Annotated in this window: 26 protein-coding genes, 1 tRNA gene and 2 pseudogenes; 24 read left to right on the forward strand and 5 right to left on the reverse strand. The window is 36.6% G+C overall.

Annotated elements, in window-relative coordinates:
* Positions 1-22: 22 nt before the first annotated feature.
* The 3 genes from ung to KQI71_RS03490 are packed head-to-tail and all read left to right on the forward strand — an operon-like array spanning position 23 to position 2,649.
* Positions 23-697, forward strand: coding sequence for a uracil-DNA glycosylase (ung, locus tag KQI71_RS03480; RefSeq protein ID WP_216434122.1), 675 nt, complete (start codon positions 23-25; stop codon positions 695-697).
* Positions 698-729: 32 nt separating this feature from the next.
* A complete protein-coding gene (locus tag KQI71_RS03485; RefSeq protein ID WP_216434124.1) occupies positions 730-1,512 on the forward strand; it encodes a Cof-type HAD-IIB family hydrolase in 783 nt (260 codons plus the stop codon).
* A 24-nt stretch (positions 1,513-1,536) separates the two neighbouring features.
* The gene (locus KQI71_RS03490; protein ID WP_216434126.1) at positions 1,537-2,649 is read left to right on the forward strand and encodes a D-alanyl-D-alanine carboxypeptidase family protein; all 1,113 of its coding nucleotides are present in this window, start codon (positions 1,537-1,539) and stop codon (positions 2,647-2,649) included.
* Between the two features lie 5 nt (positions 2,650-2,654).
* Here KQI71_RS03490 and KQI71_RS03495 read toward each other — a convergent pair whose 3' ends face one another.
* Together KQI71_RS03495 and KQI71_RS03500 are read right to left on the reverse strand one after the other, a co-directional pair.
* Entirely contained in the window at positions 2,655-3,566 is a 912-nt protein-coding gene (locus KQI71_RS03495; RefSeq protein WP_216434127.1) for a diacylglycerol/lipid kinase family protein, read from the reverse strand.
* A 125-nt stretch (positions 3,567-3,691) separates the two neighbouring features.
* Positions 3,692-3,765: transfer RNA gene (locus KQI71_RS03500), tRNA-Arg, on the reverse strand.
* 187 nt (positions 3,766-3,952) lie between these two features.
* On the opposite strand from KQI71_RS03500, the gene KQI71_RS03505 reads away from it, so the two are divergent.
* The 8 genes from KQI71_RS03505 (at position 3,953) to rlmD (ending at position 10,165) form a co-directional block, all read left to right on the forward strand.
* Positions 3,953-4,510 (forward strand): DJ-1 family glyoxalase III, encoded by a 558-nt coding sequence (locus tag KQI71_RS03505; RefSeq protein ID WP_216434129.1) that lies wholly within the window; start codon positions 3,953-3,955, stop codon positions 4,508-4,510.
* Positions 4,511-4,513: 3 nt separating this feature from the next.
* Positions 4,514-5,308 carry a DUF1189 family protein gene (locus KQI71_RS03510; RefSeq protein ID WP_216434131.1) on the forward strand — a complete coding sequence of 265 codons (795 nt, stop codon included), beginning with the start codon at positions 4,514-4,516 and terminating at the stop codon, positions 5,306-5,308.
* A gap of 520 nt (positions 5,309-5,828) precedes the next feature.
* Positions 5,829-5,990 (forward strand): hypothetical protein, encoded by a 162-nt coding sequence (locus KQI71_RS03515; protein ID WP_216434133.1) that lies wholly within the window; start codon positions 5,829-5,831, stop codon positions 5,988-5,990.
* Between the two features lie 120 nt (positions 5,991-6,110).
* A complete protein-coding gene (locus KQI71_RS03520; protein WP_216434134.1) occupies positions 6,111-6,413 on the forward strand; it encodes a rhodanese-like domain-containing protein in 303 nt (100 codons plus the stop codon).
* A gap of 54 nt (positions 6,414-6,467) precedes the next feature.
* Complete coding sequence (locus KQI71_RS03525; RefSeq protein WP_216434136.1) at positions 6,468-7,613, forward strand: THUMP domain-containing class I SAM-dependent RNA methyltransferase; 1,146 nt, start codon at positions 6,468-6,470, stop codon at positions 7,611-7,613.
* Positions 7,610-8,194, forward strand: coding sequence for an XTP/dITP diphosphatase (locus tag KQI71_RS03530; protein WP_216434138.1), 585 nt, complete (start codon positions 7,610-7,612; stop codon positions 8,192-8,194). The genes KQI71_RS03525 and KQI71_RS03530 overlap by 4 nt, the downstream gene beginning before the upstream one ends.
* Positions 8,195-8,206: 12 nt before the next feature.
* Entirely contained in the window at positions 8,207-8,713 is a 507-nt protein-coding gene (locus tag KQI71_RS03535; RefSeq protein ID WP_216434140.1) for a metallophosphoesterase, read from the forward strand.
* Positions 8,714-8,797: 84 nt separating this feature from the next.
* The gene (gene rlmD, locus KQI71_RS03540; RefSeq protein WP_216434142.1) at positions 8,798-10,165 is read left to right on the forward strand and encodes a 23S rRNA (uracil(1939)-C(5))-methyltransferase RlmD; all 1,368 of its coding nucleotides are present in this window, start codon (positions 8,798-8,800) and stop codon (positions 10,163-10,165) included.
* Positions 10,166-10,286: 121 nt separating this feature from the next.
* Here rlmD and KQI71_RS03545 read toward each other — a convergent pair whose 3' ends face one another.
* On the reverse strand, positions 10,287-11,201 hold the full coding sequence (locus KQI71_RS03545) for an IS3 family transposase (protein ID WP_216434144.1): 915 nt from the start codon (positions 11,199-11,201) through the stop codon (positions 10,287-10,289).
* Entirely contained in the window at positions 11,198-11,482 is a 285-nt protein-coding gene (locus tag KQI71_RS03550) for a transposase (protein WP_216434146.1), read from the reverse strand. The genes KQI71_RS03545 and KQI71_RS03550 overlap by 4 nt, the downstream gene beginning before the upstream one ends.
* Positions 11,483-11,575: 93 nt before the next feature.
* Between KQI71_RS03550 and KQI71_RS03555 the strand changes: the two are divergent.
* The 11 genes and pseudogenes from KQI71_RS03555 to KQI71_RS03605 all read left to right on the forward strand — a co-directional run.
* Positions 11,576-11,824, forward strand: a pseudogene (locus KQI71_RS03555) (arsenate reductase ArsC); the annotation flags it as partial.
* Between the two features lie 142 nt (positions 11,825-11,966).
* Positions 11,967-12,191: a helix-turn-helix domain-containing protein gene (locus tag KQI71_RS03560; RefSeq protein ID WP_028256094.1), complete on the forward strand. Its 225-nt coding sequence runs from the start codon at positions 11,967-11,969 to the stop codon at positions 12,189-12,191.
* A 12-nt stretch (positions 12,192-12,203) separates the two neighbouring features.
* On the forward strand, positions 12,204-12,746 hold the full coding sequence (locus tag KQI71_RS03565) for a hypothetical protein (protein ID WP_253287905.1): 543 nt from the start codon (positions 12,204-12,206) through the stop codon (positions 12,744-12,746).
* 171 nt (positions 12,747-12,917) lie between these two features.
* The gene (locus KQI71_RS03570; protein WP_216434148.1) at positions 12,918-13,733 is read left to right on the forward strand and encodes an LEM-3-like GIY-YIG domain-containing protein; all 816 of its coding nucleotides are present in this window, start codon (positions 12,918-12,920) and stop codon (positions 13,731-13,733) included.
* 65 nt (positions 13,734-13,798) lie between these two features.
* Positions 13,799-14,122, forward strand: coding sequence for a hypothetical protein (locus KQI71_RS03575; protein ID WP_004613237.1), 324 nt, complete (start codon positions 13,799-13,801; stop codon positions 14,120-14,122).
* Between the two features lie 58 nt (positions 14,123-14,180).
* Positions 14,181-14,606, forward strand: a complete 426-nt coding sequence (locus tag KQI71_RS03580; RefSeq protein ID WP_216434150.1) for an N-acetyltransferase — start codon at positions 14,181-14,183, stop codon at positions 14,604-14,606.
* 189 nt (positions 14,607-14,795) lie between these two features.
* Positions 14,796-15,122 (forward strand): annotated as a pseudogene (locus KQI71_RS03585) (23S rRNA (uracil-5-)-methyltransferase RumA); the annotation flags it as partial.
* A gap of 20 nt (positions 15,123-15,142) precedes the next feature.
* Positions 15,143-15,832: a response regulator transcription factor gene (locus KQI71_RS03590; RefSeq protein WP_216434152.1), complete on the forward strand. Its 690-nt coding sequence runs from the start codon at positions 15,143-15,145 to the stop codon at positions 15,830-15,832.
* Positions 15,808-17,073 carry a sensor histidine kinase gene (locus KQI71_RS03595; protein ID WP_216434154.1) on the forward strand — a complete coding sequence of 422 codons (1,266 nt, stop codon included), beginning with the start codon at positions 15,808-15,810 and terminating at the stop codon, positions 17,071-17,073. The genes KQI71_RS03590 and KQI71_RS03595 overlap by 25 nt, the downstream gene beginning before the upstream one ends.
* A gap of 177 nt (positions 17,074-17,250) precedes the next feature.
* Positions 17,251-17,925 carry an ABC transporter ATP-binding protein gene (locus tag KQI71_RS03600; protein ID WP_006426335.1) on the forward strand — a complete coding sequence of 225 codons (675 nt, stop codon included), beginning with the start codon at positions 17,251-17,253 and terminating at the stop codon, positions 17,923-17,925.
* On the forward strand, positions 17,922-20,366 hold the full coding sequence (locus KQI71_RS03605; protein ID WP_216434156.1) for an ABC transporter permease: 2,445 nt from the start codon (positions 17,922-17,924) through the stop codon (positions 20,364-20,366). The genes KQI71_RS03600 and KQI71_RS03605 overlap by 4 nt, the downstream gene beginning before the upstream one ends.
* 603 nt (positions 20,367-20,969) lie before the next feature.
* Here KQI71_RS03605 and KQI71_RS03610 read toward each other — a convergent pair.
* On the reverse strand, positions 20,970-21,983 hold the full coding sequence (locus KQI71_RS03610) for a LacI family DNA-binding transcriptional regulator (RefSeq protein ID WP_216434158.1): 1,014 nt from the start codon (positions 21,981-21,983) through the stop codon (positions 20,970-20,972).
* A 188-nt stretch (positions 21,984-22,171) separates the two neighbouring features.
* On the opposite strand from KQI71_RS03610, the gene melB reads away from it, so the two are divergent.
* Positions 22,172-23,548, forward strand: a complete 1,377-nt coding sequence (gene melB / locus KQI71_RS03615; protein ID WP_216434160.1) for a melibiose:sodium transporter MelB — start codon at positions 22,172-22,174, stop codon at positions 23,546-23,548.
* Positions 23,538-24,821: a galactokinase gene (locus KQI71_RS03620; RefSeq protein ID WP_216434161.1), complete on the forward strand. Its 1,284-nt coding sequence runs from the start codon at positions 23,538-23,540 to the stop codon at positions 24,819-24,821. The genes melB and KQI71_RS03620 overlap by 11 nt, the downstream gene beginning before the upstream one ends.

Genomic DNA, 24,821 nt, shown 5'->3' on the forward strand with positions numbered 1-24,821 from the left:
ATTTTTTGAAGGGGGTCGAACGATGTCGGCAATTACAAATGATTGGGCAGTTTATTTAAAAGAAGAATTTAAAAAACCGTATTATTATAAGCTTTATAAAACTGTGATGAATGAATATCAGACCAAACTGATTTATCCACCTGCAGATGATATTTTTAATGCATTTCATTTTACTCCGGTAAAAGATGTAAAGGTTGTGATTCTTGGACAGGATCCTTATCATGGAGATGGGCAGGCGCATGGATTGTCTTTTTCTGTGAAACCTGGGGTGGAAGCACCGCCGTCTCTTGTAAATATTTACAAGGAATTAAATGAAGATCTTGGATGTTATATTCCAAATAATGGATATTTGAAAAAATGGGCAGATCAGGGTGTTATGATGTTAAATACGGTCCTGACTGTTCAGGCACATCGCGCAAATTCACATCGAGGAATTGGATGGGAACAATTTACAGATGCGGCAATCCGGGTTTTAAATGAACAGGATCGTCCCATTGTTTTTATGCTTTGGGGACGTCCGGCACAAAATAAGAAGGTGTTATTAAATAACCCAAAACATCTGATCTTAGAAGCACCGCATCCAAGTCCGTTATCTGCTTATCGTGGATTTTTTGGATGCAGACATTTCAGTAAAGCAAATCACTTTTTGGAAGAAAATGGATTAACGCCAATTGACTGGCAAATTGAAAATATATAAGAAGGAAATGGATAAATAGGAGTAAAAAAAGGATGAGTAAAATAGCTTTTTTTGATATTGATGGGACGCTTTTTTGGCCGGGAATTGGGATTCCTGATTCTGCAAAAAGGGCGGTAGATCAATTGATAAAAAACGGTCATAAAGCAGTAATTTGTACTGGGAGGAGCCGTGGAATGGTTCCAGAATCTTATTTTCATATGGGATTTCATGGAGTGATTTGTGGTGCCGGAACTTATGTAGAATATGAAGGAAATGTATTGCACCATGACCAGATGACAAACGATGAGATAAAAAAAGTTATAGAATGGGGAAGAAAAGAAAAAGTCGGCATTATCCTAGAAGGGGATGAAAATGGCTATTATGATTCGAAAAATTGCGATGAGACGTATAAAACAATGAGGAAAAAAACAGAACATAATTGTGAGACAATTTTACAACCATTGGAAGAGGCTGTGCATATTCCCAAATGGACATACCATTATTTAAAACCAGAAAAAAAGTATGAAATTGAAGAAATTCTTGGAAATCGTTATACAGGAATTTATCATGAACCAGAGGATGCAGTAGAGTTTATGCCAGCTGGGATTAACAAAGCAACAGGAATTGCTTGTATTTTGGAAAACTGCGGAATTGGCCGGGAGGATGCTTATGCCTTTGGTGATAGTGTCAATGATATGGAAATGATTCGTTATGTAAAATATGGAGTTGCTATGGGGAATGCAGTTCCAGAGTTGTTAAAAGAAGCGCCATATAAGACGGCAAGAGCTGATGAAGATGGAATAGCATTGGCTTTAAAAAAATTTGAATTAATTTAAATAATCAGGGGAAGGATAAACAAAATGAGAAAAATACTCAAAAAAATGGCGCTATCAGCGTCTATTTGTGCAATTGCGGCAACTGGAACTATTCCGGTTTTGGCAGCAGAGGGAGTTGCAACACAGACGATAACACAAAAGAAACAACCATCGATCAAAGGAAAAGCAGGAATTATCATGGATGCAAAATCTGGAAAGATTTTGTATGCAAAAAAAATTGATGATCGTCATTATCCGGCAAGTATTACAAAGATTCTTACAACATTGGTAGCAATTGAAAACAATAAAGATCTTTATGGAGAGGTTACATTTTCAAGCCATGCAGTGAATAGTTTGGAGCATGGAAGTACTCATATTGGAATTAAAGCTGGAGAGAAGATGCCGCTCATTGATGTCCTTCATGGAATTATGCTGGAATCTGCAAATGAAGCTTGTAATGGGGCAGCAGAATACACTGCAGGCTCAGAAGAAAAATTTGTTGATTTAATGAATAAAAAAGCACAGGAACTAGGATGTACCAATTCACATTTTGTGACAACTAATGGACTTCATAATGACCAACATTATGTAACAGCAAGAGATATGGCAAAAATTTCACAGGCAGCTTTAAAAAATTCCACATTTCGTTTGATTACAGAAAAAGCAAATTATTATATTCCAAAGACAAACAAAGATAAAAAAGGAAGATCATTGTGGAACCATCATAAAATGATTAAACGGACAAGGTATATTTATGATGGGGTAGAAGGTGGAAAAACTGGATATACGACAAAAGCAGGTGGTACACTTGTCACGTTTGCAAAACGTGGGGATCAGGAACTGATTTGTGTAGATTTATGTGCCCATGGAGTAGAATTATATGAAGATACAATCAAAATGTTTGATTACGCGTTTCAAAATTATTATACGATTGTTCCATTTCGAGGAATTGAGCGGACGTTGAAAGATGATAAGTATGGGATTCTTTCGGTTGGAAATAGAGTATCTCCTTATACATTGCCATTAAAACATTTGGAAGATATAACAATTATGCTTGAAAAAGATGAACAGCCATCCAATCTGTCTTATCGCTGCAATGGAAAATATTTCTATGTAAGTTACAACAAAAAACAGATTGGAAAAGCAACATTTCATTAAAAAATTTAAGAACGTGATATGATCAAATTTAGGGCTTCCGGAACAATAGAAATATTCACTGGAAGTCCTTCTTCTAAAATTTCACCATCATAATCAATGGCAATTTGAGCAGTTTTTTCCGTAGGAAGAACAGAAAGTTCCTTTGTCTGGAAATATTCAATGGCTGGATGTTTTGGATGATCTCCCTGGATCCATTTAATAAAAAGATCCGGAGCTTCTAAGAAAAGATCCATTTTTTTCAAAATCATAACATCCAGGTATCCATCGGATACGGAAGCTAATGGTGCTGCATCAGCAAAACCACCGACACTTTTTGAATTTGTTACAAGAAAGACCATAATATCCAGTGTATCTTCAAATTCCTTACTCTTAAAAGATAGAGTCATATTTTGAGATAGCTGTTTTGGAAATTCTTTGACACCTTCAAGATAATATGCCATTTTTCCAAGGACAGCCTTCTTATCTTTTGGTACTTTATAAGCAATATCTGTAAGCATTCCTGCAGCCAGAACGTTAATAAAGTATTCATTGTTGACTTTTCCGACATCTACTTTTTTGGTCTGAAATTCTTTGATCATTTTACAAAAATCTTCTGCATTTTGTGGAAGTTTCATGTAAGTAGCAAAGTCATTGACAGTTCCTGCGGAAATAATAGCAAGAGGGATATTACTTTTGCTTAAAATGAGTCCATTGGTTACTTCATTTAAAGTTCCGTCACCACCAACGGAAACTACATAGTCATATTCGCCTGGTTTTAAGGCCGCAGCTCTGTTTTTTGCATCATCTTTTTTCTTTGTATAGAACACATCAATTTGTGGTGTTATCTGATCTAGAATCATGGTAGACATGATTTCTTTTAAGGTAGATTCAATATTCTGTTTTCCGGAAGATGGATTAATAATAAATAAACCTTTCATAAATGCCTCCTAAATAAAAGTTTTTACCTTATTTTAACACACATAAAAAATAAGGACAACTTGATGGATTTCTACATATTATAAAAGCATCAGATTTATGATACCATCTGATGCTTTTTTTTTAGCGTTCCCGAGGTGATTCGAACACCCGACCTACCGCTTAGGAGGCGGTCGCTCTATCCAGCTGAGCTACGGAAACATAATTTATTTATACCTCTGATTATTTTATCGGTTCTTTCGGTAAAAGTCAATCATAATTGATGAAAAATCAAGAAAAATAACAGGACTCAAGGTTGACTTTTTTTTGTTTTTTCTTTAAAGTTATTATAATAAGGATTAGAAAATGTATACACAACAGATAGATGAAACAAAAGAAAGGCGAGATCATGAGTAAAGTATTTGTATTTCTGGCAGATGGGTTTGAAGAAATTGAAGGGCTTACTGTTGTAGACTTATTACGTAGAGCAGGATTTGATACAGTTACAGTATCCATTGGAAGTTCTCAAAAGATTATAGGAGCACATAATATAGAAGTAGAAGCAGATATTATGTTCCATGAGGTTTTGGAACCAGAAGGAGTCATGTACGTTCTTCCAGGAGGAATGCCTGGAACCCTTCATTTAAAAGATCATGAAGGACTTGGAAAACTTCTGAAGAAAGCATATGAAAATAATAAATATATTGCGGCTATTTGTGCAGCGCCGACAGTCCTTGAAAAATATGGAATGTTAAAGGGAAGAAAAGCAACTTCTTATCCTTCTGTAAAAGAAGAACTGAAATCAGTTGCAGAATATAAGACAGATTCTGTGGTTGTTGACGGAAAGATCATTACAAGCCGTGGACTTGGAACAGCAATCGAGTTTGCTGGGAAAATGGTAGAGCTTCTGAAAGGAACAGAAGAAAAAGACGAATTATTAAAAAGTATTGTGTACGGAGAAGCATAAAATATGGAAAGAACAAAGAAATTAAGTCTCTGGGAACAGCTTAAGATTGCCTGTCTGAAGCCAAAAGAATATGTAAAACTTCTGGAAGTTGGAAAAGGTAAGGTGATTTGCTTTTTCCTGATCATTACGTTTGTTCTGACTTTCTTAGGATATGGTGTTGATATGCTTGGATTCAATGCAAGTGTAGGCGGATTGAAAAACTTTTTCCTAAACCGTCTCCCAGCATTTGAGTTAAGAGATGGACAGCTTCAGGTAGAGACACCTCTTGATTTTTATATTGGAACGGTTCATATCGTTGCAGATACATCAAAAGATACGGTAAGTAAAAAAGACCTGAAAAAAAATGATGTACAGGAAATCTTTTTTGTGAAAAAAGAGGCAGCAGTAAAAAATAATGTAGGACAAACAGTTCTTTATAAAGTACCATTTTCACTTGAAAAAGGTATTGTTTTAAATAATGCAGGATTGGTAAAAATGATACCACTATTTCATATGATGGCCTTGATTGTCTTTTTTGCAGAATGGGTTGCTGTTAGTGTTGTATATTTGGTTTTCTGTGGTTTTATTAGTATCTTTTTATTTGTAAATATGAAAATACAGGATCCTTCCATTCGTCTTGGAAAAATTTTTAAATTATCTATTTATGCGAGAGTTATTTTTGAACTGATCGAGACAATTGGAAAAACTGCAGGATACAGTTTCTTTTCCGGTTTGATCTGGCTTTTAATTTCTTATCTTGGAAGTTATCAGCTGCTTGGAATGGCTTTTCAGAAACCAAAAGAGAAAAAAGAATCATAGCAAAAGAAAAAACCACGGATATTTTCCGTGGTTTTTCCTAATGTCATATGTAGTATAGAGTATTTAAATATTTTCATGTCAAACAACTTATAGGTCCCATTCTAGTCAAAAATCTAGTCAAAATTCAAGTCGATATCAAGTCACATTCCAGTCGCGTTCTAGTCAAATGATTGTCCAAAATTCGTCAAAGATTAGCCTTTTGTATGTCAAAAACTAGACATCAGCCATATTTTATATACTGCCCGTAATTAGGCTTTACGAGCATATAAAGACTTTCCTGAGGGTAAATGATACAGGAATGTTTTTATTCAATCAAAAAATTTGATTGAATAAAAAAAGACGATCCAATCCCTTTGATTGGAACGCCTTTGTCCTTGATTGGTTTTTATTATACACGACGAGATGGATTTGTCAATGAAAAGTTATTTTGTTTCTTTTTTTATGCAATTTTTTTTAAAATGAATATTTTGTTTGCAGATGGAACAAAATAAGAGAGTCATTGAAAGAAAGGAGAATTATCATGGCAAAAAATTATTCAAATGCAAACAATAAAAATCAATCTTCAAACTGTTCAACAAACACAGGAAGTAATAGTTCCCAGAACAGTTCCAAAAACAAGAGCCAGAATAAGACTCAGAATAAATCACAGAATAAAAGCCAGAATGTAGATAACGAATACTAAAACAAACGGGAAGAAGCTCTCAAAAGAAAAGCTCTTTTGAGAGCTTTTTCTTTACATAAGAAAGAAACGATTTCCATCTCCGGGGCATAATCTATAAATAAAGAAAAAGGATGAAAGATTATGGAATTCCTCAATATATCTTTAAAAGAAGCTCTGATTCTTGCAGGAGATCAAATGAATTATCAATTGATTGATGTAAGAGAGCCTTATCGTTATAAAGAAGAACATCTTTCTGGAGCACTAAATCGCCCTTATGGTATTTTAAAACCAGAAGATCAGTTGTGGGAAAAAACTTTAATTGTATATTGTGATTTTGGTGGTCAGAGCATGATGGCAGCAAGGCATCTGGAAAAAGAAGGCTATCAAGTGTATAATGTTGTTGGCGGCGTTTATTATTATTTATTGGATAAGAAAGATAGTTGACGAAAAAAATGGAAACAGGTAGAATAGGGAAAGAATAAAACAAAGGAGAATTGTGTGGATCGTATAGAACTCATTGCTCCATGCCATTTTGGGCTGGAAGCAGTATTAAAAAGGGAAATTAAAGATTTAGGGTATGATATCGTTCAAGTAGAGGACGGAAGAGTTACATTTGCAACAGATTTGGCAGGAATTGCTCGTGCCAATTTATTTTTAAGAACAGCAGAAAGAATTTTGCTGAAAATAGGTTCTTTCCAGGCAAAAACATTTGATGAACTATTTGAAGGAACAAAAAAACTTCCATGGGAAGAATATATTCCAGAGGATGGAAAGTTTTGGGTAAAAAAAGCTTCAACAGCAAAGAGTAAATTATTTAGCGCACCGGATATTCAATCGATTGTAAAGAAAGCTATGGTGGAACGTCTGAAAGGAAAGTATCAGGTATCCTGGTTTTCAGAAAATGGAGATGATTATCCGGTTCGTGTATTTATTTTGAAAGATCAGGTTACCATTAGCCTGGATACATCAGGAACCCCTCTTCACAAGAGAGGATATCGAAAACTCGTTAGTGAAGCACCAATCAGAGAAACATTAGCGGCAGCACTTCTGATGTTAACACCATGGCATCGTGATCGTATTCTTGTAGATCCGTTCTGTGGTAGTGGAACCTTCCTGATTGAGGCAGCTATGATGGGAATGAATATGGCACCAGGATTAAATCGTTCTTTTGAAGCGGAAAATTGGGCATTTCTTCCGAAAAAAGCATGGTATGAAGCTGTTGATGAGGCGGAAGATTTGATGATCAGAGATGTGGAAATGGATCTTCAAGGATATGATAAAGACCCTCAGATGCTTAAAATTGCAAGGGAGAATGCAAGAGATGCAGAAGTAGATCATCTCATTCATTTTCAGCAGAGAGAAGTAAAAGATTTAAGTCATAGCAAACCATATGGATTTATCATAGCAAATCCGCCGTATGGAGAACGACTGGAAGATAAGGAGACACTTCCGATCATTTATAGCCAAATGAAAGAGGCTTTTGACAAATTAGATACATGGTCTAAATATGTTATTACATCCTATGAAGATACAGAAAAATATTTAGGAAAACCAACCAAAAAGCGAAAAGTATATAACGGAATGATTCGTGGGGAATTTTATCAGTATTTAGGACCAAAGCCACCAAGGAGGAAAGTAAGATGAAGCCAAGATTGATTTTTGCCACAGGTAATGAAGGAAAAATGAGAGAAATCCGACAAATTCTTGCAGACAGCGGATATGAAATCTTATCTATGAAAGAAGCAGGCGTTGATCTTGATATTGTAGAAGATGGAACAACGTTCGAAGAAAATGCGCTGATTAAGGCAAAAGCAGTTATGGAAGCAACCGGGGAACTGACACTTGCTGATGATTCTGGACTGGAAATTGATGCATTTGGAGGAGAACCTGGGGTGTATTCTTCCAGATATCTTGGAGAAGATACTCCTTATACAGAGAAAAACCAGGTGATTCTTGATCGAATGAAAGATGTTCCAGAAGAAAAACGTGGTGCAAGATTTGTATGTGTGATTGCAGCAGTATTTCCTGATGGACAAACACGTACGACTCGTGGTACTATGGAAGGGATTATAGGTTATGAATCGAATGGCGAAAATGGATTTGGATATGATCCAATTTTCTATTTGCCTGAACTTAAAAAATACAGCGCCCAGCTAAGCAGTGATGAAAAAAATCAGTTAAGTCACCGCGGCCAGGCATTGAGAAAAATGAAGGAAGTTCTTTAAGGAGAGTGTGATATGAGAATATTGGTAATCAGCGATTCTCATGGACGTAATGATGATGTCAAAGGTGTTCTTGAACAGGTTGGAGATATCGATATGCTGATTCATTGCGGAGATGTAGAACGCGGAGACTCGTATATAAGAGAAATCGCAGGCTGCCCTGTTGTCATGGTTGCAGGTAACAATGACTATTATCTGGATCTTCCAAGTGAAGAAGAAGTACAGATCGGAGACTATAAAGTCCTGGTAACACATGGACATGGATATTATGTAAACTCCGGAGTCGATTACCTAAGAGAACATGCATTGGAATATGGTTATGATGTTGTTATGTATGGGCATACACATGTTCCATATATTGAAATTGGAGAAGATGTAACGATTTTAAATCCAGGAAGCATTTCTTATCCAAGACAGCCAGGTAGAAAGCCGACATTTCTTATCATGGAAATTGATGAGGAAGGCCAGGCGCACTATGCACATGGATATTATCGTGAACAGTTTAATGAATTAATGCTTTAGTCAAAGAAAAAAGATGGAAATACTTGACTGTGTTTCCGTCTTTTTTTCCGCAAGTAAAACTTATAAATTTAGAAAGGAAAGAAGATGAAGAAAAAGGATATCATCGAAGGAAAGATCATAAAAACAGAATTCCCGAACAAAGGGACTTTTTTATATGAAGATCAAAAGGTCAATGTAAAAGGAGTTATCGAAGGTCAGAAAATCAGAGGACAAGTAACGAAAAAAAGAAAAAGTGGTTGTGTTGTCCGTTTAATGGAAGTGTTAGAGAAATCTCCGTTCGAAGATGCAACACCGGTCTGTCCACATTTTGGTATTTGCGGTGGATGTTTTTATCAGACAGTATCCTATAAAAACCAGTTGAAAATCAAAGAAGGGCATGTTCGTGATCTTTTAAAAGATTACGTAAGTGATGATGTTTGGGAAGGAATCAAAGGAAGTCCCAAAGTATGGGAATACAGAAATAAAATGGAGTTTTCTTTTGGAGATGAAATCAAAGACGGTCCATTAGCCCTTGGAATGCATAAAAAAAATACATTCCATGACATTGTAAACATTACAAATTGTAAGATTGTGGATAATGATTATAATACGATTGTGAAATGTGTATTAGAAAAAGCGCAGGAAACAAATCTGCCATTTTATCATAAGATGCGTCACGAAGGATATTGGAGACATCTTGTCGTGCGCCGTGCGGAGTGTTCAGGGGATCTTTTGATTAATATCGTTACAACATCTCAGGCAGAGGCAGATCTTAAAGCCATAACAGATGCATTATTAACATTATCCCTAAATGGACAAATCGTTGGAATCTTACATACAACCAACGATAGTCTTGCAGATGTTGTACAGGCAGACTCTATGGAAACACTTTATGGGCAAGATTATTTTTATGAAGAAATCCTTGGATTGAAATTTAAAATTTCTCCATTTTCTTTTTTCCAGACAAACTCACTTGGAGCAGAAGTTCTTTATGAAACTGCCAGAGATTTTGTTGGAGAGACAAAAGACAAAGTTATTTTTGATTTATATAGTGGAACGGGAACAATCGCGCAAATGCTGGCACCGGTTGCACAAAAGGTAGTTGGAGTTGAAATTGTGGAAGAAGCGGTTGAAGCAGCAAAGGTCAATGCAAAACTGAATGGTCTTGATAACTGTGAATTCATAGCAGGAGATGTTCTGCAGGTAGTAGATGACTTGGAAGATAAACCGGACTTTATCGTCCTTGATCCGCCAAGAGATGGAATTCATCCAAAAGCGATTCAGAAGATTATTCATTTTGGGGTAGAACAGATGGTATATATCAGTTGTAAACCGACAAGCCTTGCAAGAGACCTTGAAGTATTTACAAGAGTCGGATATAAGGTTGTAAGAGGAGCATGCGTTGATATGTTCCCAGGAACAAGCCATGTGGAGACGGTAGTTTTGATGTCAAAGGTGAACCCAGACAAGTAAATAGAGTGTAGCAGTTAAAGGACTTTCTAAGTGGCTATCGTTAAAAGGTGTATGAAGTCTTGCGGAAAGTGGTCCTATGTCAAGATTTAGTACAAGTTAAAATGAGAAATTTCTCCCCGTTTTAACTTGCCAGAAGCTCTGCCTTAGTGTGTGTTCTTTCATATACTCGTTCGAATTCGTCTGGTGACATAAAGTCGCAATGGCTGTGAATTCGTTTCGTGTTGTAAAAAGCTTCCAGATATTCGAAAATCAGACGGTATGCCTGCTTGTAATCGCGGATTTTAAAGCGATTGAGCCATTCACGTTTGATAATAGAATGAAAGGATTCAATGCATGCATTATCCCATGGAAATGCTTTCTTCGAATAACTGCGCTGCATGTTTTCGGTTGCTTTTATATATTCCTTTGCAACATACGGACTGCCACGATCTGAGTGAATGATGAATGGTTTGCCAATATCTCGGCGGGCTTTGGCTTTATTTATAGTATCAATTACACAGGATACTTCCAGTGTTTCTGAAAGCGTCCAGGCTATGATTTTTCTGGAAAATAAATCCATAATACTGGTCAGATAGAAAAATCCATCTATTGTCCAGATATAGGTGATATCCGAACACCAGACGGCATTTGGACGGTCAGGGTTAAACTGTTCATCAAGGATATTTTGTAATTCTGTGCTGAAATCAGAATCTTTTGTGGTGATTGTCCATGGCTTGCTCCACTTAGCACGGATTCCCATTTGGCGCATATATGTACCAACGGTTCTTTTAGAAATGACCTCACCGGTTTTACGCAGTTCTACAGCGATTTTCGGAGCACCGTAGTTCTTCCTGGAATCATCATAAATATCCTGTATTTTTTCTTTTACAACTTCACGACGTCTTTCTGTATCAGAAGGTACGTGGTGGAGCCATGCAAGATATCCTGAGCGAGAGACACCTAAAAATTTCAACATTCCGGAGACGGAAACCCGGCGTCCAGCCTTCTTGGCAGTTTCCGCCTTCTCAGATACTTCGAGATCAATGGCTTCCGTCATTTTCCCAGAATGTTGATTGCTTTTTTTAATACATCAAGTGCATCTTTTGCATCACGTAATTCACGTTTGAGACGGGCAATTTCCTTCTGCTCATCGGATGCGTAATTACCAGAACCGCGAACAGGAATATCACCCGATTCGCGAAAGTCTTTCAGCCACTTTGTTAATGTGCTGTATCCGATGCCAAGATTTTCTGCACATCCACGTACACCGAGATCTTTATGATCCTCATAGTACTGGATTGCATCAAGTTTAAATTGTTTGTCATGTTGCTTTGCCATATGAGATCCTCCTTCAGCATGTCTCTATTGTATCATGCTTATGTGTATTTGGAATTTCTCATTTTGGTTTGTACTATTTATATTCTAGCACCAGTTTGTATAATGAAAAAACTCTATGGAATTGATATGGAAACAAATGGTCAATACAGCAAGTTAATTACAGATATCCCAGACGTAGACATCGCAATTTCAATGGGATGTAATGTTGGATGTCCTTTTATCGGCAGACCTTTTGATGATAACTGGGGACTAGATGACCCTACAGGAAAAGATGATGTGGATTTTATTAAAGTGATCCGTGAAATTGAAGAAAGAATTATTAAATTGAAGAATAGTTTATAATCATTAGCACCTTGCAGCAATGCAGGGTGTTTTTTTCGTTCATAGAAAATTTACAAAGTGTAACTGTGTCAGGATTGAAAATATCAACCATTTGGTTTATAATGTAACAAATTGAGGTGCGTTTTAGACATGGAGGATAACGATGAAGACATCCGATATGATTAAAGAATTATGTAATAAAAAGAATATAAGCGTTTCAGAACTTGCCAGACGGATAGGTCAGACTCCACAGAACTTTGGTAAGAAACTGAAACGAGATACAGTTACTCTTGAGGAGTTGAAACAGATAGCTGATGTGATGGAGGTTACTTTTGAACAGTCATTTGTCTTTCCGAATGGAGAACAGATAAAAACAAGTAACGAATAGGCGGTGAGTAGCATGGATACTGTGGATTTGATTATTAAATCATCAACAGAATTTTATAATGATTTGAAGGTTGATGAGAATGGTCGATATCGTTCTTGGGAACACTGCTATTCACATTTCATAAAAGCAAGAGAATCCAAAGAAGTTGATTATGATTATCTGAGTTTACAACTAGCTTTCTATTTAGCAAGTTGGGGAATGTATCGTGGCTCATCATTTTTGCTACAAAAGGATTATAAAGTACATATTCCAGTAGTAAAAGAACTGCTAAATGAAAAATATGATGTTTTAGCTGGAATTGACTGTATCGGTTTCAAAAACGATAGCAACCAAAAGTTACTGCAGGATATAAATTCGTTTTTGGAGCAGTATTACGATAAAATCAGGCACAAAGTAAAAGAACAAGAACTGAAAAATCAGTTATCTTTTACGCTCATCACGAAAATACTTATAGGAACACTTGGCTGTGTTCCAGCATATGATAGATATTTTATTGCAGGAATAAAGAATCAGAAGGTTGCCACTGGAAATTACAACATTAGGTCTATAATGTAGCTTGTCAACTTTTATGAGAAAAACGCTGACCGACTCGAACCTGTCAGAGAAAAGATGGAAGTTGAAGGTATGCAATACCCACAAATGAAAATGATAGATATGGGATTTTGGCAGGTCGGCTTTGATTTGGATACGAACAAAGGAATAAAGAATGCACACTAGGAGAAATGCATGGATAGATTTTCAGAGAAGAGCCTTCTTTCACTTGGAGATTATTATGTGTATGGACTCATAGATCCACGCAGTAAGCAAATTTTCTATATTGGAAAAGGCACTAAAAACAGAGTATTTGAACATGAAAAAGAGAGCCTGGGCAATCCTGATAGCGAGAAGTTGAAACTGAAGACTATTGCAGATATTAAGAATGCCGGATTTGAGGTTGAGAAAATAATCATCAATTCAAACTTAACCGAAGAAGAGGCATTTGCTGCAGAGGCTTCACTGATTAATGCTTTCAACTATGTTGGTAATGCGGGACTTACAAACATTGTTGCCGGACATCTTTCTGCAGAGGCTTTATCGGTTGATGAGTATGAAAGAATAAACGGTGCCGCCCCACTTGAAGAAAAAGACATCAGGCATAAAATCCTTGTCATCAAAATAAATAGACTCTACCAAAGAGGTATGGATGAGAAGGTATTATATGATGCTGTTCGTGGTGTTTGGAGAGTATCAAAGGAAAAGGTTAGAACAGTTGAGTATGTTTTTGGTGTTTACAATTCTTTGATTGTTGCCGTGTATAAGCCGTCAGAGTGGTTTGTATGTAAAGAGGCGAAGGACAGACTTCCAAGACAGGATATTGTTCTTACACCAAAAACTGAAAATAGATTATTTTTTGTGGATGAAAGATATGAGCAGGGATTTCCGTTGGATGAGAATGAATCGTTCTACATTGGAAAGTCGATAGCCGGATTGAAGTTGAATCAGTCGGCACAGAATCCGATTACATATCTGTATCCACTGGAGAAAGATAAAATTCATATTTAATGAAATTGACAAATCGGAATTTATCAGAAAATGAGGAATAGTTGAGATGGAGGCGCTATAATAACATGAAGATTGAAGGGAACCAGAAAGAACTGGATGCAATGGTAGAATTTCATAAGGGAAACCGTGTCGAGGGGCTGAGACTGCAAGAAGAATTTGCAGCGGAATTTCGTAAGGAGTATAAAGACAAAGATCACTGTCCTTGCCTGAAAGCCTGTCGTTATCACGGAAACTGTAAGGAATGTGTAGCAATCCACAGAGCGCATCAGGAACATGTTCCTAATTGTATGCGACCATTGATTAATAAAAAATTGAAATTGATGTCAGAATTAACAGAGCATACCTTGGCAAATGAAATAGAAGCTCCACATGAGATTTTAAGAAAATAGGCAAGTCAAATTCAAGTTTGTTAAATTGGAAAATTCAAGTTTATGGAGAGTCACCGTTATGATTAGAGAATTTCAAAGGGGTGATATAAATAAAGTTGCAGATATATGGTTGGATACAAATATAAAGGCACATAATTTTATCCCCGCCGAATACTGGAAAAGCAATTTCAAATCAGTAAAAGAAACGTTGTTACTAGCAGAGGTTTATGTGTATGAGTATGATACAGAAATACAGGGTTTTATAGGGTTAAATGATGAATATGTTGAGGGCATTTTTGTTTCTGGTGAAATGCAATCGCAGGGTATAGGTAAAATTCTGCTGAATTATGCAAAGGATAAAAGGAATAAGTTGCACTTGAACGTATACCAAAAGAACACACGGGCAATATCTTTTTATAAGAGAGAAGGATTTGAGATTCAGCATAGTGGCTTAGATGAGGCTACCGGAGAAAAAGATTATGTAATGACATGGCAACACAAATAGAAATTCAAGTTTGTAGGGGTGACATGAAAAATGAAGTTTAAGGAACAGAGCTTTACCCTGTTTGCCTATACAAATTATAGGATAATTCAAGGTTCTTACAGGCTCGAACCACTAGATTTTAAGGGAAAAGGTGCGTTCCACCATTCCCTTGTACAATAGGGGTTGAGTATGTTTTTCGTTGAACAACCGAGCCATGTGGAGACGGTTGTTCTTTTGTCCCAATTGAAACAAAAGCCGGATGATTACATTAATGTCACGATTGAACTTGATGATATGGATATAACATCTGCAGAGACTAAGGCTACATATGATGAGATAAAGAAGTATGTGGCTGAACATAATGCCAGAATGAAGGTTTCCAATCTGTATATCTCACAGGTAAAGAGAAAATGCGGAATTGAGGTTGGAAAGAATTATAATTTACCTAAAAATGAAGATAGCAGGCAACCGCAGTGTCCAGAAGATAAAGAGAGTGCAATTGTGGAGGCATTGAAGCATTTTAAGATGAATAGTTAATAAAGAGAGGTGCAGATGATATGCCAGGTATACTCGTGGTTGAAGATGATGAAAATTTAAATCGTGGAATTACATTCTCACTGAAAAAATCCGGATATGAGGTTTTTTCAGCAGAATCAATGAAAAAAGCGAAAAGAATTGCAAGTGATCATAATGTGGATGTTACCATTTGTGATGTGAATCTTCCGGATGGGAATGGACTGGAATTTGTAAGGTGGATGAGATGCAATTATAATACATACATTATTTGTCTTACAGCACTAGATCAGGAGATGGATCAGGTCATGGGATATGAAGCAGGGGCAGATGATTATATTACAAAGCCGTTTAGTCTTTCGGTACTTCTTTTGAAAATAGAAGCACATTTCCGCCGCAGACAGGAGAAAACGGAAGCCGGAAAGATGATTTCGGGAGATATCGTATTTATCGCAGGAGAAATGAAAGTTCTGATAAAGAGTCGTGAAATCAGTCTGACAAAAACGGAGTTGAAAATGCTGACTTTTTTTCTTCAGAATCCGAAACAGATTCTTTCAAAAACACAAATATTGGAAAATGTGTTTGATCTGGAAGGGGATTTTGTGGATGAAAATACAATCGCTGTCAATATCAGAAGACTCCGTGAGAAAATCGAAGACAATCCGGCTGCACCGGTCTATATAAAGAATATCAGAGGTCTTGGGTATATATGGAATCAGGAGGTAAGGCAGTGACAAAGAGATATCGCAAGAAGATTACAGTAGTGCTCTCCTTGGTATTACCTGTCATATTATTGTTTGCAATATTAAATTGCTTTACCACGTATGTGTTTTATGAAGATTATAAATATAAAATGAATCTTATGACAGAGATTGCTGCAAAGGAAGAATTTTCCGGGCTGGATGCTGTTTCGGAATTGCTTAAGGATAAGGATATTGAAACTAACGAACAGGGAAGGCGATTATTGGAGCAATATGGATACTGGGGGAATAAAGGGAATGCATTTTATTCGCAATTCCGGCATCAGGTTATGGTGACCGGTGCTGTAAGCACTGTGATATGCGTGCTTCTTTTGACTTTTTTACTTTATTGGAAGAAAAAAGAAGATGCGTGTCATCAGAAAATTTTAGACCAGTTGGAAGAAATTCTGATCAGATTCCGTGAAAATAAATTTGATGATTTACTGAAAACGGAAAATCATGCAGAACTGGAAAAATTGAATGACCAGCTTGAAGCAATCGGACATCATATTCAGTTGATAAAGGAAAAAGCAAGGGCAGAAAAGGAGAACACGAAAGAAATGGTTTCTGATATTTCTCACCAATTAAAGACACCGGTTGCAGCTTTGGATACATGTTTTAGTGTGCTGATGCAGAATGACTTAAGTGCCACAGAACAGGAGGAGTTTCGTATCCGTTGTCGGAGTGCTCTGGATGGACTGGAGACATTATTGCAGTCGCTTCTTGAAATATCCAAGATGGAAACTGGACTGATTCAGATTAATAAGAAAAAACTTCCGCTTATGGATACTGTCATATCTGCTGTGAACCGCACTTATCCTAAAGCGGATGAGAAAGAAATTGAATTCGTTTTTGACTATGAAAAAGAGCTGGAAACATGCACGATTATGCAGGATAAAAGGTGGCTTGGTGAAGCTGTGATCAACGTTCTGGATAATGCGGTCAAGTACAGTCCGTGTGGTTCAAAAATATTTATCCGGTTACAAAAAAGAAACTATCTTGTAAGAATGGAAATTGAGGATCAGGGAATTGGTATTCCGCAGAATGAGTATCACAAAATTTTTCAACGATTTTACAGAGGAAGTTCCAAGGAGGTCATGGAAAAGAGTGGTACAGGAATCGGACTTTTTCTATCGAGAGAAATTATCGAAAAACACGCAGGTACGATTACGGTAACCTCCGGCAAAAAGAAAAAAGGAAGCACGTTTGTGATTCAATTACCATATGTTGGTTAAATTTTAAGTGAGCAGAAATCTTACAATTCTGTAAGATTTCTGCTCGTTTTTTGAAAGTGAAATGAAAGATTGTCCTGATACAATTTGGATGTAGGTTGAAAAATGACCAAATATATAAACAGGCAAAGAAAGCGTGCTGAAAAGGTACGCTTTACAGAATTGAAAAGGAGGCAACACATGAGTGTGATATTAGAAACCAAGCAGCTTTGTAAGTTTTATGGCGCAGGTGAGAATCAGGTCAAAGCGGTCAATCAGGTGGACATTCAGATTGAGCAGGGAGAATTTGTCGCAATTGTTGGAAAGTCAGGTTCCGGTAAAAGTACATTACTTCATATGCTTGGAGGGCTAGACACCCCGACAAAAGGCAGTGTTACTTTAGCAGGGAAAGATTTATACAGGATGAAGGAAGATGCCCTTGCTGTTTTCCGCAGAAGAAAAATCGGATTTGTTTTTCAGGCATTTAATCTGGTTTCATCTGTTAATGTCTGGGAAAATATTGTACTGCCACTGGGGCTGGATGGAAGAAAAGTGGATGAAGCGTATGTAAATGATATTATTGCAACTCTGGGGATTGAAAACCGGATTTATAATCTGCCAAATCAGTTATCCGGAGGACAGCAGCAGAGAGTAGCAATTGCAAGAGCACTGGTGAATCGTCCGGAAATTATATTTGCAGATGAGCCGACAGGAAATCTTGATTCTAAGACCAGTGATGAGGTAATCGCTCTGCTTAAGATGACAGCAAAAAAATATGGACAGACAATTGTAATGATTACCCATGATGACGAAATTGCACAGGTCGCTGACCGTATTCTGGTGATTGAGGACGGACAGGTGGTGGATTTCAGATGAAGACAATAAGCAGGATTGCATATAGCAATGACAAAAGGAACAGGACAAGAAGTATACTGATCATGATGGCAATCTGTCTGACCACGATGCTGCTTGTTATCATCAGTACTGTGGGAAATGGGGTAATTCATTTACAGAAAAGTCAGGCGGCAGGATCATATGGAAGCAATTATGGTCTGTTTGTTTCCGCAGACGGATCGCAGTTAAAAGAAGTAAACCGCCGTGCGGAAATAGATGCTACAGGCACTATGTGCACCGAAGGTATCATAAAAGGCAATGAAAAAGGCGGGTTTGTCTGCATGGATGAGACTGCAAGAAAAATGCTTCCTTATAATAAAGAATATGAGTTGAAGGAAGGAAAGTATCCGGAAAAAATGCAGGAAATTGCCGCAGGAAGAGCATTTTTTCGTGCAATGGGGTATGGTGATGTAAAGATCGGAGATACGGTTACACTGGATTACCGCGCAGGGATGCAGTCAGAATATAAGCCGGAAGAATTTGTTGTCAGCGGAATCCTATATGATCGGGATGAATATACCATCGAGGCATCTTATGTTGCTTTCGGGTCACAGGAGTTTTATGATGAGCACGTCGCAGAGAATGACAGACAGTATAATATTTATTTTACTTTAAATGATTCTGCAAATGTATCTATGAATAATATTGATTCGGTTATAAAGCAGATTGCAGCAGCTTGTGGGATCGAAGAAAAAAACGTTATAGTCAATGATCTCTATTTGCAATGGGTCTTGCAGCCGAGTTATGAAACGATTGCGGTATGCGGGGTTTTGATTCTTGCAATTGTACTTTTCTCTGTTGTGGTCATTTATAATATTTTTCAGGTCGGTATTGCCAACAAGATACAGGAGTATGGAAAAATCAAGGCTCTGGGAGCGACAAAAAAGCAGATGAAACAACTGATCTTCAGAGAGGGTATGTTTTTGACAATTTCTTCAATACCAGTTGGATTGCTTCTTGGTTTTCTGATTGCAAAATGCGGTTTTAACTGGCTGGTAGAACAGGGAAACCTTGTATCAACCGGAACTGGCTCTATGGGAGTCCAAAATCAGCAGATGCCACTGTTTTCCCTGCCTGTTATGCTTCTATGTATTTTCGTGTCATTTTTTACCGTTGCTTTGGCGCTGCGTAAACCAATGAAAATTGTTTCACGGATTTCACCTATCGAAGCAACACGGTATTTAGAAAATGCAGAAACACACAAAAAAGGAAAACGAAATGGCAGAAAAAATGTCACCGTGTTTTCTATGGCAATGGCAAATATAACGGGTAATCCAAAAAGAACCATTGGTACCATCCTCACACTGGGGCTTTCCTGCGCATTGTTTGTGATTATCTCTAATTATGTAGGAAATATTGATACGGAGCATGAAGCACGTCTTTCCGTTAATCATGGACAATTTGAACTGCAGCTTGACTATTCTGCTGAGTACGATGAAAGATATCCGGAGAATAATCTGGATACGATTCTGACGGATAATCCATTGAATGATTCAATGATTGAAGAAATCAAAAGCATTCCAGGAGTGACAGATGTCATGACGAGAGAGATTGTCTCTGTAAATCTGAACGGAACAAGATTTCCGGCTGATATTGTGAGTAAAAATGATTTTGATTTTATGCGCCAAGACGGGGATATTGGCTCTATGGACTATGATCAGGCGGTAAAGAATGGTGAAATTTTCTTTGGTTGGTTGATGTGGATGGAACAAGATGGATATGCTCCGGGTGAATCCATTGCATTTGACTTTGAGAATGGAAGTGAAACCTATACCTATCAGGGAAAGATTGCAGGATCCTTTGTAAGCGCGGACACTTATCTTGTCATTCCGGAAGGTGTATACCGTTCCATGAATCCGAGGGGAACAGCCTATGGCTATCTGTGGGTGGACTGTGATAAAAAAGATGTTGCATCTGTGGAACAGAGTCTGAATACTTTGATTTCTAATACTTCGCATATAAAAATGGATACCTATCATGCACAGTTACAATCTGCAGAATTCACAGCTCGCATGATGAAGCTTGGCTGTTATCTGTTTATGGTGGTTGTAGGACTCATCGGTTTTATGAATATGGCAAACACCATAATCATGAATATTACGACAAAAAAGCAGGAATATGGTGTATTACAGGCTGTGGGTATGACAAATAAACAATTAAATTTATGTCTGCAGTTACAGGGAATGATGTTTACGGTTGGTACCATATGCGTAGCTTTGATTATTGGTCTGCCGCTCGGCTATGCACTTTTTTCCTATGCAAAACATAATGGAATATTTGGAATGAATATCTATCATGTTCCAATCGTACCAATTTTTATTATGATTTTTTTGGTCGGTCTGTTGCAGATTGTACTTTCCTGCGTTTTAAGCAGTAATCTGAAAAAGGAAACGCTGGTAGAAAGAATAAGGTATCAGGGATAGCAAGTAATATGTAATGAACTAGGTCTTAACGAAGAGGAGAAATAGATAACTTCCATTTTGTATGTATGATAAATCTAAACAGTATTTTAGCAACATTTCCTGAGTGGGGGCAGAAAGTGCCCCCACTTTCACTATTTGGGGGCGAAAAGCGCCACCATATATCATAAATGATGGGTTCAAGGGAAAAATCCCTTGCTAGAACAGCATTTGGATGGAGACATCTCTAATGCGTATCTAGCCGTCAACCTAAGAAGTATCAAGGCAGCCAAAACAGCAGATTTGTTGACTGTAGCTATTTCATGTTACTCTGTCATGTATTCGCATCAAATTGGTAAAGGTAAACTTCAATTGAGATTTATAATATCAGGAGGTACGATGATGACAATAGTAAATATTGTAAAAGGCATGATGGGAAGCAACGGAGATCTTGGAAATTTGCTCATGCAGGAGTAATGAATTAGTAAAAGTTAATAGGCCATGTAAGCTCTGTGAAGGTGCAATTCCTTCAATTCCCATTTGGAGACTGGAAACAGTCTCCTTTTTGATTGTAAAAAATAGCCCACATGATGTGGACTATTTAAAACGTAAAATTTACTAAAAAAGTTATTCTGTTTTAGGTGGACAGCAAGAATTTCTTACAATTAAATCACATGGTAATGTCAAACGAATCGGTGTTTGATATTTCAAATCATTATCATTTGCCTGGAGTTTGACATAGTGTGCTGCATATTCACCCATAAATTCTGTAGGTGCATGAACTGTTGTTAATGGCGGGTTTGAAAAACTTGCAACGCTAATGTCATCAAAGCCAATAATTGATATGTCTTCAGGAATTTTATAGCCAGCTTCATATAATGCACGCATAGCACCAATCGCAATTGGATCACTTGCAGCAAAGATTGCTGTAGGCAGGTCCCCATGAGCAATTAATTTTTTTGTCATTTCATAGCCTGATTCAGCAGTAAAGCTTTCTTCATAAAGGTAAGGTTCATATTCAATGGAATGATCTTGACAATAGTGAACAAAGGCATCTTTACGTTCTTCAAAATAAATGCTGTTATCAGGTAAAATCTCTTTACCACCAAGATAAGCAATTTTTCTATGACCAAGTCCATATAAATATTCTAAGGCTTCAATAACAGCCGTATGAAAATCCAGAACAATCGTATTGCAATGGATTTTTGATGTTTTCATATCAATAAAGATTGTATTAGAGTTTAGATTCTGGAAAGAATCAATCTGTTCTTTATTAAATTTACCGATACAAATCAAACCATCAAGTTCTTTCAAGGTATTTGGATAATTTGTATCACTGTGGAAGGTACGAACCACATGAATATCATGATCTGCACAATATTTTTCAATACCAACACGGATAGATTGATAATAAGGATCTTCTAATTCCTGAAATACGGAATACCACTGAAAAATACCGATGGAAAGATGGCGTTTTGCAGTTACCTTTAAATGTTTCGTATAGTTTAATTCTTGTGCAATTTTATGAACACGTTCTCTTGTTTGAGCTGTAACACTTAGGGTATCATCTTGATTTAAAATTCTGGATACGGTTGCAGCAGAAACATTTGCTTTTTGGGCAATATCTTTAATTGTAGCCATAGAAAAAAATCCTTTCTGATAGTTTCATATTTATTCTTATTATAACAGATAAAATGTTAAAATCAACTTTAGTAAATAAAATAACTAAAATTAAAGTAAAATAATTTAGTAAAAGGTATTGACAACTTTACTAAAAAGATTTACTATATATACAACAAAAACAGAAATGAAAAGCAGGAGGAGAAAAAATGGGAACAACAAATGGTAAGGTTCCAGGCAGAGTAAAATATACATTTGCCTTTGGAGCATTAGGTAAAGATTTGATTTATGGAATGATGGCAACATTCGCCATGATTTATTTTACAGATGTGTTAAAGGTATCACCTGGATTTGTAGGAATGGTATTCTTCGTAGCAAAACTCTGGGATGCGTTTAATGACTTGTTTATGGGAATGATAGTAGACAATACTAGATCACGTTTTGGTAAATTTGTTCCGTGGTTAGTCATTGGAACATTGGTTAACGCAGTTGTATTTGTAGTATTATTTACAGATTTTAAATTAACAGGAACATCACTTTGTATCTTCGTTGCAGTGATTTATGTATTATGGGGAATGACATATACGATTATGGATATTCCATATTGGTCAGTTATTCCAAACCTTACATCAGATCCACATGAGCGAGAAGTTGTTTCCGTTTTACCTAGAATTTTTGCAAGTATTGGACAGTCTTTAGTAATTGCAGGTTTTGGTGTTCAGATCATCGCAGCATTAGGTGGAGGATATATTGGATATCATCGTTTTGCTTTGATCATTGCAGGAACATTTATCCTTACAATCGGTGTTGCAGTTCTGAATTTGAAGGTAAAAGAAGATAATGCACCAACAGAAAAGATTTCTTTCAAAGATGTATTTTCAATTATTAAACAAAATGATCAGCTACAGTCAGCAGTTGGATTGATCTTACTTTATAATGTAGGAATTCAATTCATTATGGGCGTTGCAGTATATTACTTTACGTATGTATGTGGAAATGCAAATATGTTATCTGCATTTATGATCAGTGCATCTATCGCGGAAGTTGTTGGATTGATCATCTTCCCAGAAGTAGCAAAGAAATTATCAAGAAAGACATCATTTAAGTTAGCATGTATTTTGCCATTTATTGGACTTGCATTACTATTAGTTGTTGGTTTTGTCTGCCCTGAAAATATTATATTAACAGCCATTTCAGGAATTATCGTAAAGACAGGAACAGGACTAGAGCTTGGTTGTGCAACTGTATTTTTATCAGATGTTGTTGACTATGGAGAGTATAAACTGAAAACAAGAAATGAATCTGTTGTATTCTCATTACAGACACTGATTGTTAAATTTACAGCAGCGTTGACATCATTATTTATCGGATTTGCTTTGGAACGTACAGGATATATTCCAGATCCAAGTGCAGTACAATCTGCACTAACACTAAACTCCATACGATTCTTAATGTGCGCGATTCCAGCAGTTTCAATGTTAGTAGCATATCTGGTCTATAAGAAGACTTATCATTTAGATGACAATTTCATGAAAAAGGTAATTAGTACGATTGAAGAAAGGAGAGCAAAGTATAATGCCGAATAGTACAAAAAAATTAAAAGAAGCTTTCAAAGAAGGAAAGTACACACAGTTATTAACAGACATTTATGTAGATCAGAACGTAATTGAATATCAGGAAGAACGATATATCAAAGCGTTAGAATCTTTTGAAAAGATTTATGGAGAAAAAGAAGTAGAAATCTACAGCGCACCGGGAAGAAGTGAAGTTGGAGGAAACCATACAGATCATCAGTTCGGGAAAGTATTGGCAACATCCATTAACTTAGATGCAATTGCTATTGTCGCGCCTAAAAAGGAAAATGTAATTGATCTAAAATCTGAAGGATATGATCGTATTCAGTGTGACTTGAATCATTTAGATAAAAATGATGTTAAAGACGGAAGTTCTGAAGCTTTGATCGCTGGAGTTGCATTCAAATTGAAAGAAGAAGGATACAAGATCGGTGGATTTGAAGCTTACGTAACAAGTGATGTGCTTAATGGAGCAGGAATGTCTTCATCAGCAGCATTTGAAGTATTGATTGGAAATATCTTATCTGGATTATATAATGATATGAAGATTAGCCCTGTATTTTTAGCACAGGCAGGACAGTTTGCTGAAAATGAATTTTTTGGAAAACCATGTGGATTAATGGATCAGATGGCATCTTCTATCGGTGGTTTGATCAATATTGATTTTGAAGATCCAGAAAAACCACAGATTAAAAAAGTTGAAGTAGATTTTGAAGAATATGGACATAGCTTATGTATCGTGGATACAAAAGGATCACATGCAGATTTAACAGATGATTATGCGGCAATTCCAGAAGAAATGAAAGAAGTTGCAGGTTTCTTTGATAAAGCAGTATTAAGAGAAGTTGATAAAGATGATTTCTATTTAAACCTTCCAAAAATTCGAGAAATCTTAGGAGATCGTGCAGTACTTCGTGCAATGCATTTATTTGAAGAAAATAAACGTGTGGATGAACAGGTGAAAGCATTAGAAGATGGAGACTTCGAAACATTTAAGAAGTTAGTAAAAGAGTCTGGGGATTCTTCTTTTAAATATTTACAAAATGTTTATTCTAGTCATGATTTAACAAATCAGAGCGAATCTATCGGTTTAGCAATGAGCGATATTTCACTGGGAGATAAGGGAGTTAGTCGAGTTCATGGTGGTGGATTTGCAGGAACAATTCAGGCATTTGTTCCAAATGATATTGTTAGTATGTATAAAAAGAATATGGAACATGTCTTTGGTGAAGGTGCATGTCATGTATTAAAGGTACGCCCATACGGGGGAATGAAGGTGTTATAA

Source organism: Anaerostipes sp. MSJ-23 (assembly GCF_018918155.1).
In the GTDB taxonomy this organism is placed as follows: domain Bacteria; phylum Bacillota; class Clostridia; order Lachnospirales; family Lachnospiraceae; genus Anaerostipes.

Excerpts from the sequence above, each read along its gene's own strand:
- KQI71_RS03610 (WP_216434158.1), bottom strand. The coding sequence starts at position 21,983 with ATGGCTACAATTAAAGATATTGCCCAAAAAGCAAATGTTTCTGCTGCA.
- melB (WP_216434160.1), top strand. The coding sequence starts at position 22,172 with ATGGGAACAACAAATGGTAAGGTTCCAGGCAGAGTAAAATATACATTT.
- KQI71_RS03605 (WP_216434156.1), top strand. The coding sequence starts at position 17,922 with ATGAAGACAATAAGCAGGATTGCATATAGCAATGACAAAAGGAACAGG.
- KQI71_RS03515 (WP_216434133.1), top strand. The coding sequence starts at position 5,829 with ATGGCAAAAAATTATTCAAATGCAAACAATAAAAATCAATCTTCAAAC.
- KQI71_RS03505 (WP_216434129.1), top strand. The coding sequence starts at position 3,953 with ATGAGTAAAGTATTTGTATTTCTGGCAGATGGGTTTGAAGAAATTGAA.
- KQI71_RS03570 (WP_216434148.1), top strand. The coding sequence starts at position 12,918 with ATGGATAGATTTTCAGAGAAGAGCCTTCTTTCACTTGGAGATTATTAT.
- KQI71_RS03620 (WP_216434161.1), top strand. The coding sequence starts at position 23,538 with ATGCCGAATAGTACAAAAAAATTAAAAGAAGCTTTCAAAGAAGGAAAG.
- KQI71_RS03565 (WP_253287905.1), top strand. The coding sequence starts at position 12,204 with ATGGATACTGTGGATTTGATTATTAAATCATCAACAGAATTTTATAAT.
- KQI71_RS03595 (WP_216434154.1), top strand. The coding sequence starts at position 15,808 with ATGGAATCAGGAGGTAAGGCAGTGACAAAGAGATATCGCAAGAAGATT.
- KQI71_RS03535 (WP_216434140.1), top strand. The coding sequence starts at position 8,207 with ATGAGAATATTGGTAATCAGCGATTCTCATGGACGTAATGATGATGTC.
- KQI71_RS03520 (WP_216434134.1), top strand. The coding sequence starts at position 6,111 with ATGGAATTCCTCAATATATCTTTAAAAGAAGCTCTGATTCTTGCAGGA.
- KQI71_RS03495 (WP_216434127.1), bottom strand. The coding sequence starts at position 3,566 with ATGAAAGGTTTATTTATTATTAATCCATCTTCCGGAAAACAGAATATT.
- KQI71_RS03560 (WP_028256094.1), top strand. The coding sequence starts at position 11,967 with ATGAAGACATCCGATATGATTAAAGAATTATGTAATAAAAAGAATATA.
- KQI71_RS03530 (WP_216434138.1), top strand. The coding sequence starts at position 7,610 with ATGAAGCCAAGATTGATTTTTGCCACAGGTAATGAAGGAAAAATGAGA.
- KQI71_RS03510 (WP_216434131.1), top strand. The coding sequence starts at position 4,514 with ATGGAAAGAACAAAGAAATTAAGTCTCTGGGAACAGCTTAAGATTGCC.
- KQI71_RS03550 (WP_216434146.1), bottom strand. The coding sequence starts at position 11,482 with ATGGCAAAGCAACATGACAAACAATTTAAACTTGATGCAATCCAGTAC.
- KQI71_RS03575 (WP_004613237.1), top strand. The coding sequence starts at position 13,799 with ATGAAGATTGAAGGGAACCAGAAAGAACTGGATGCAATGGTAGAATTT.
- KQI71_RS03545 (WP_216434144.1), bottom strand. The coding sequence starts at position 11,201 with ATGACGGAAGCCATTGATCTCGAAGTATCTGAGAAGGCGGAAACTGCC.
- KQI71_RS03600 (WP_006426335.1), top strand. The coding sequence starts at position 17,251 with ATGAGTGTGATATTAGAAACCAAGCAGCTTTGTAAGTTTTATGGCGCA.
- KQI71_RS03590 (WP_216434152.1), top strand. The coding sequence starts at position 15,143 with ATGCCAGGTATACTCGTGGTTGAAGATGATGAAAATTTAAATCGTGGA.
- KQI71_RS03485 (WP_216434124.1), top strand. The coding sequence starts at position 730 with ATGAGTAAAATAGCTTTTTTTGATATTGATGGGACGCTTTTTTGGCCG.
- KQI71_RS03490 (WP_216434126.1), top strand. The coding sequence starts at position 1,537 with ATGAGAAAAATACTCAAAAAAATGGCGCTATCAGCGTCTATTTGTGCA.
- rlmD (WP_216434142.1), top strand. The coding sequence starts at position 8,798 with ATGAAGAAAAAGGATATCATCGAAGGAAAGATCATAAAAACAGAATTC.
- ung (WP_216434122.1), top strand. The coding sequence starts at position 23 with ATGTCGGCAATTACAAATGATTGGGCAGTTTATTTAAAAGAAGAATTT.
- KQI71_RS03580 (WP_216434150.1), top strand. The coding sequence starts at position 14,181 with ATGATTAGAGAATTTCAAAGGGGTGATATAAATAAAGTTGCAGATATA.